This window comes from Streptomyces sp. 8L (assembly GCF_020176795.1).
GTDB lineage: Bacteria > Actinomycetota > Actinomycetes > Streptomycetales > Streptomycetaceae > Streptomyces.
This window is the reverse complement of sequence record NZ_JAIUKE010000676.1, coordinates 1-4749: the sequence shown is the minus strand read 5'-3', so window position 1 is coordinate 4749 and position 4749 is coordinate 1. Positions and strand designations below refer to the sequence as shown.

Below are 4749 nucleotides of genomic sequence, written 5' to 3'. Positions count from 1 at the left end.
CGCCTCGCGCCGCCCCGCGGCGCGGGGGGGGGCGCGGGCGGCGGGGGGGGCGGGGCGGGGGGGGGGGGGGGGGGGGGGGGGGGGCCCCCCGGCCGCCCCCCCCGAGTCCGGCCAGGGCCGCTCCGGCGGTGGCGCCGGCCGCGGCGGTGCCGCGCAGGAAGGTCCTCCGGTTGTGCGCGTGTTCGGTCACGTCTGCTCCTGGGGTCGGATCGGGTCGGGTCGGTCGGGTCGGGTGCGCGGGGGCCAGCGCGTTGGGTGTCATGGGTGCCCTGGATGTCTTGGGTGTCCTGCGGAACGGCGGGCGGCTCGCGCTCACCGCGCGGCGGCGGCCGCTGCGGCGGGCAGGGGCGTGAGGGAGTCCGGTACGGCGCGCAGTGCCGCGTACCAGACCGCGGCCATCTTCCCGTAGCCCGCCCGCGTGGGATGGATGCCGTCCGCGAGGTCGGCCGTGGTCAGCGCGTCGTACATCCTGACCAGGTGGACGTCCGGCCCCTTGGCGGCGACCACGTGCGGAATGGCCCCGTTGTACGTCACGACGCGGGCCTGCTGGGTGCCGTTCGCCTGCGGCGGGACCGTCGCGACGAAGAGTTCCGCCCGCGGTCTGTCCGTCCGGATGTGGTCGATCAGCGCGGACAGCCGGGCCGGCGCGTTCGCGACGTCGTGGTTCTGGTTCAGGTCGTTGGTGCCGATCAGGAGCAGGACCGTACGCGGGTCGCTCTGCCCGAGCCAGGTGTCGAGGTTCGCGTCCAACTGGTCGATGCGCCAGCCGGGATGGCCCTCGTGGTCGTGGTCGCCGAGCTCCGCGGGCCCGTTGGTCTGCGACCCGACGAAGTCGACGGTGTAACCGCCCGCGGCGAGCCGTTGCCACAACTCGACGCGGTAGCCGCCGGGGTAGGGGGTGTATCCGTCGGTGATGGAGTCGCCGAGCGGCATGACGCGCACACCGCCGTTGGACTCGCCCGGGACCGCCGCGCGTGCCGGGGGGCCGCCCAGCACGAACCCGGCCGTGGCGAGCGCACCGCCGAGGAGCGCTGTGCGCCTGGAAACCACTCTGTTCATGGGACTCCCTCGCATGGCATCGGTGGGGGGACGGCGGTGTCCCGTACGGGTGCGACACCGCACGGAAGGGACCGCCGTGCTGGCGGCTTTGCGAAAGGGCTTGCTGCGGTGGGGACTTCCGGCCGCGCCCCCTCGGGGCGTGCACCCCGGGGCTGTGCAGGTATGCAAATCCATCAGGTCGCCGTGCGTCAATACACGTGGCGGGCCCGGTCCGAACGGCCGCGCCGATGGCATCCATGTGCTTTTTCAGGGCGTGTTCAGGGAGCCGAGTGGCTGAACAGGCAGGATTGATTAAGTGCCGTGTGCAAGCGCTTTCTCGGAGTGTGGTTCTCATTCTTCCGAGACGGTGAGGAACTACTTTTGCAAGTCGCGCCAACGTCGGGTCAACGTCGAGGGCGCCTCGGGCCAACGTCGAGCGCACGTCGGGCCAACGTCGAGCCGGCGGTGAGCATGTCGAGTGAACGTGGCGGCAATGCACCGGAGTTGGCCAAGGCAGCCGCCGGAGGGCGTCATCTTCGGTCCGGCCCGGGACACGCCTCGGGCTGCTTTGATGGACCCGTGACCGACACCGAGCCCGAGGCAGGCCCCGATCGCGCGGCGGCCCCCGCCCCCGCCCCCGATCTCGCCCGTATGCTCCGCGCCAACGAGGCCAACTGGGACGCCCGGGTGCCCGTGCACCTCGCCAGCCGGTTCTACGGGCTCGGCGACGACCTCGATCCGGCCCGCTGGTTCGGCGCCTTCGAGTGGGACGACCTCGGGGACCTGCGCGGCCGGGACATCGCCCACCTCCAGTGCCATCTGGGCACCGAGACCCTCGCGTTCGCCGCGCGCGGCGCGCGCCGCGTCGTCGGGCTCGACCTGTCCGGCGCGTCCGTGGCCGCCGCGCGGGACATCGCGGAACGGGCCGGCGCGGACGTCACGTACGTACCGGGAAACGTGTACGACGCGGAACACCTCCTCGGCGCGGGCGGGTTCGACGTCGTCTACACCGGCAAGGGCGCGCTGTGCTACCTGCCGGACCTCACCGCCTGGGCGGGCGTCGTGCGGGCACTGCTGCGGCCCGGCGGGTGCCTCTACCTCGTGGAGTTCCATCCGCTGCTCGCCTCGCTGGGGCTGACACCCGAGCCCGGCGAGGGCACAGGACTGCGGCTGCGCGGCGATGTCGTCGGCGGGCGGGGCCCGCTGCGGAAGGACTCGGCGCACACCTACACCGACGGGCCGCCGCTCTCCGCCGCCACCGAGAACTACGAGTGGGCGCACGGCGTCGGCGAGGTCGTCACCGCGCTCGTCGGCGCCGGGCTGCGGGTGTCCGTACTGCGGGAGGTCGACGCGCTGCCGTGGCCCCGCTGGCCGCACATGACGGCCGGGGAGGACGGCTGGTGGCGGCTGCCCGAGGACGCGCCGCGCGTTCCGCTGCTCGCCGCGCTGCGCGCGGAACGCGACGCGGACCGGGACGCGGCCGGCTCCGGGTCCGACGGTTGAGGTCCGGGCTCGTGGCCGGACGGCCGGGGGTCCGGCCCCGGCCCGCCCTCCCGGGCCAGATGGGCCAGCAGCTCCAGCTTCTCGTACGACTCGGTGCCGGGCCGCGCGTGGTACGTGACGAGGACCTGGCCGGGCGAGTTCGGCAGGGTGAGCTTCTCGTAGTCCAACTCCAGCGCACCCACCTGGGGATGGCGGAAGCGGGGCGTGCCGCTGGTCTTCAGCCGCACGTCCTGCCTCGCCCACAGGGTCCTGAACCGCTCGCTGCGCAGGCTGAGTTCGCCGACGACCTGCACGAGGCGCGGGTCGTCGGCCTCCGCCCCCGCCATGGAGCGCAGGTACGCCACGACCTTCGCGGTCATGCCCTCCCAGTCCTCGTACAGCTCCCGCATCCCCGGTTCGAGGAACGCCGCGCGCAGTGTGTTCACGCCGGGCGCGAAGAACGGGCTGAGCGCGACGGCCACCCGGTTCGCGGCCAGCGTCGTCATCGAGCGGCCCTGTACGAGCGCGGGGGTCGCGGGCCAGCTCTCGATCAGGTTCCGCACGCCCGCGCCGACCCGCTCGGGCCGCGCGGGGCGCCTGCGCCGCACGGGCGGCGTGGGGCGGCCGAGGTCGTAGAGGTAGCGCTCGGCGTCCGCGTCGAGCTGGAGGGCGCGGGCGAGGGCGCCGAGCACCTGGTCGGAGGGGTGCTGGTCGCGGCCCTGCTCCAGCCGCAGGTAGTACTCGACGCTGATCCCGGCCAGCAGCGCGACCTCCTCGCGCCGCAGACCCGGCACGCGCCGCCGGCTCCCGCCGGGCAGCCCGGCGTCCTCGGGGCCCAGCCGTTCCCTGCGTACCCGCAGGTAGTCGCCGAGGGTGCTGGTGGTCGCCATGCCTCCACCGTACGACCGGCCGGACGGCGGAGCCTGTCCCTGCCGCTACCAGGGCCGGCGGGGCATCACCTCCGGAGCCGCGCCCGGCGCACGCTGGGGCGCATGAACACCGCGAACGAAGCCCACATCGCCCCGCCCACCCGCCTGACCACGCCCTTCGGCTTCGCCTCCACCGCAGGCGAGGTCCTCGCGGGCGTCGACCTCACCGGCCGCCGCGCCCTGGTCACCGGCGCCACGTCCGGCCTCGGTACGGAGACGGCCCGCGCCCTCGCGGCGGCGGGGGCGAGCGTGGTCCTCGCCGTGCGGAACACGGCGGCCGGGGCCGCGACCGCCGCCCGCATCACCGCGTCCACGGGCAACCCGCGCGTCGAGGTGCGCCGTCTCGACCTGGCCGACCTGCCGTCCGTACGGGCCTTCGCCGAGGAGTGGCCCGACGACGAGCCGCTGCACATCCTGGTGAACAACGCCGGGATCATGGCGCTGCCCGAACCGACCCGTACGCCCGAGGGCCACGAGATGCAGTTCGCGGTCAATTTCCTCGGGCACTACGCCCTGACCAGGGGCCTGCACCGGGCTCTCGCGGGCGCCGGGGGAGCCCGGATCGTGTGCCTCGGCTCGAACGCGCACCTGGGCGCCCCGGTGGTCTTCGACGACCTGGACCACCGCTTCCGCCCGTACGTACCGATCCTCGCGTACGGCGAATCGAAGACGGCGGACATCCTGCTGGCGGTCGAGGCGACGCGCCGCTGGGCCGACGACGGCATCCTCGCCAACGCGGTGCACCCCGGCGCCATCGCCACCAACCTCCAGCAGCACACCGGCGGCCTGCGCACGCCGGTGGGCCGGCGCAAGACGGTCGAGCAGGGCGCGGCGACCTCGGTGCTCGCCGCCGCGTCGCCGCTGCTCGACGGCGTCGGAGGCCGCTACTTCGAGGACTGCGGCGAGGCGGAACGGGTCACGCGGCGCCCCGCGCTGTTCGGCGGCGGGGTCGCGCCCTTCGCCCTGGACCCGGACAACGCACACCGCCTGTGGGAGACGGCGGCGAAGCTGACCGGTGTGGGCGCGTCAACCGGGGCGGATCGGCGCGGGGGTGCCGGCAGCCGGTGAATCCTCCCGCGATCGGCAGTGTGACCGGTGTGAGGAAAGGGAGAACGGCCGCGCCGGCCCCGCGACGTCTCCCGTCCGGCGCGACGGCCGGCTCCCGCCCGCAGGTGGCCCATTCGGGCGTTGTTTGACGGCTGCGCCTCCGCCTTCAAAGGCCGGGCGCCCCTGGCCGCTAGCGTGGATATATGGCCTGTTTCCGGCCATATCGCGCACCCCGCACCCCGTCACCCCGCAC

Annotated in this window: 3 protein-coding genes and 1 pseudogene; 2 read left to right on the top strand and 2 right to left on the bottom strand. The window is 74.4% G+C overall.

Features of this window, described 5'->3' with window-relative positions; translation table 11 throughout:
- Window positions 1-312: 312 nt before the first annotated feature.
- Window positions 313-1059: an SGNH/GDSL hydrolase family protein gene (locus LCE31_RS36920; RefSeq protein WP_225022373.1), complete on the bottom strand. Its 747-nt coding sequence runs from the start codon at window positions 1057-1059 to the stop codon at window positions 313-315.
- A 630-nt stretch (window positions 1060-1689) separates the two neighbouring features.
- Between LCE31_RS36920 and LCE31_RS36915 the strand changes: the two genes are divergently transcribed.
- Entirely contained in the window at window positions 1690-2541 is an 852-nt protein-coding gene (locus LCE31_RS36915; RefSeq protein WP_225022375.1) for a class I SAM-dependent methyltransferase, read from the top strand.
- Window positions 2542-2618: 77 nt separating this feature from the next.
- Here LCE31_RS36915 and LCE31_RS36910 read toward each other — a convergent pair.
- Window positions 2619-3410, bottom strand: a pseudogene (locus tag LCE31_RS36910) (helix-turn-helix transcriptional regulator); the annotation flags it as partial.
- Between the two features lie 102 nt (window positions 3411-3512).
- Here LCE31_RS36910 and LCE31_RS36905 point away from each other — a divergent pair.
- Window positions 3513-4517, top strand: coding sequence for an SDR family NAD(P)-dependent oxidoreductase (locus LCE31_RS36905; protein ID WP_225022371.1), 1005 nt, complete (start codon window positions 3513-3515; stop codon window positions 4515-4517).
- Window positions 4518-4749: the final 232 nt, after the last annotated feature.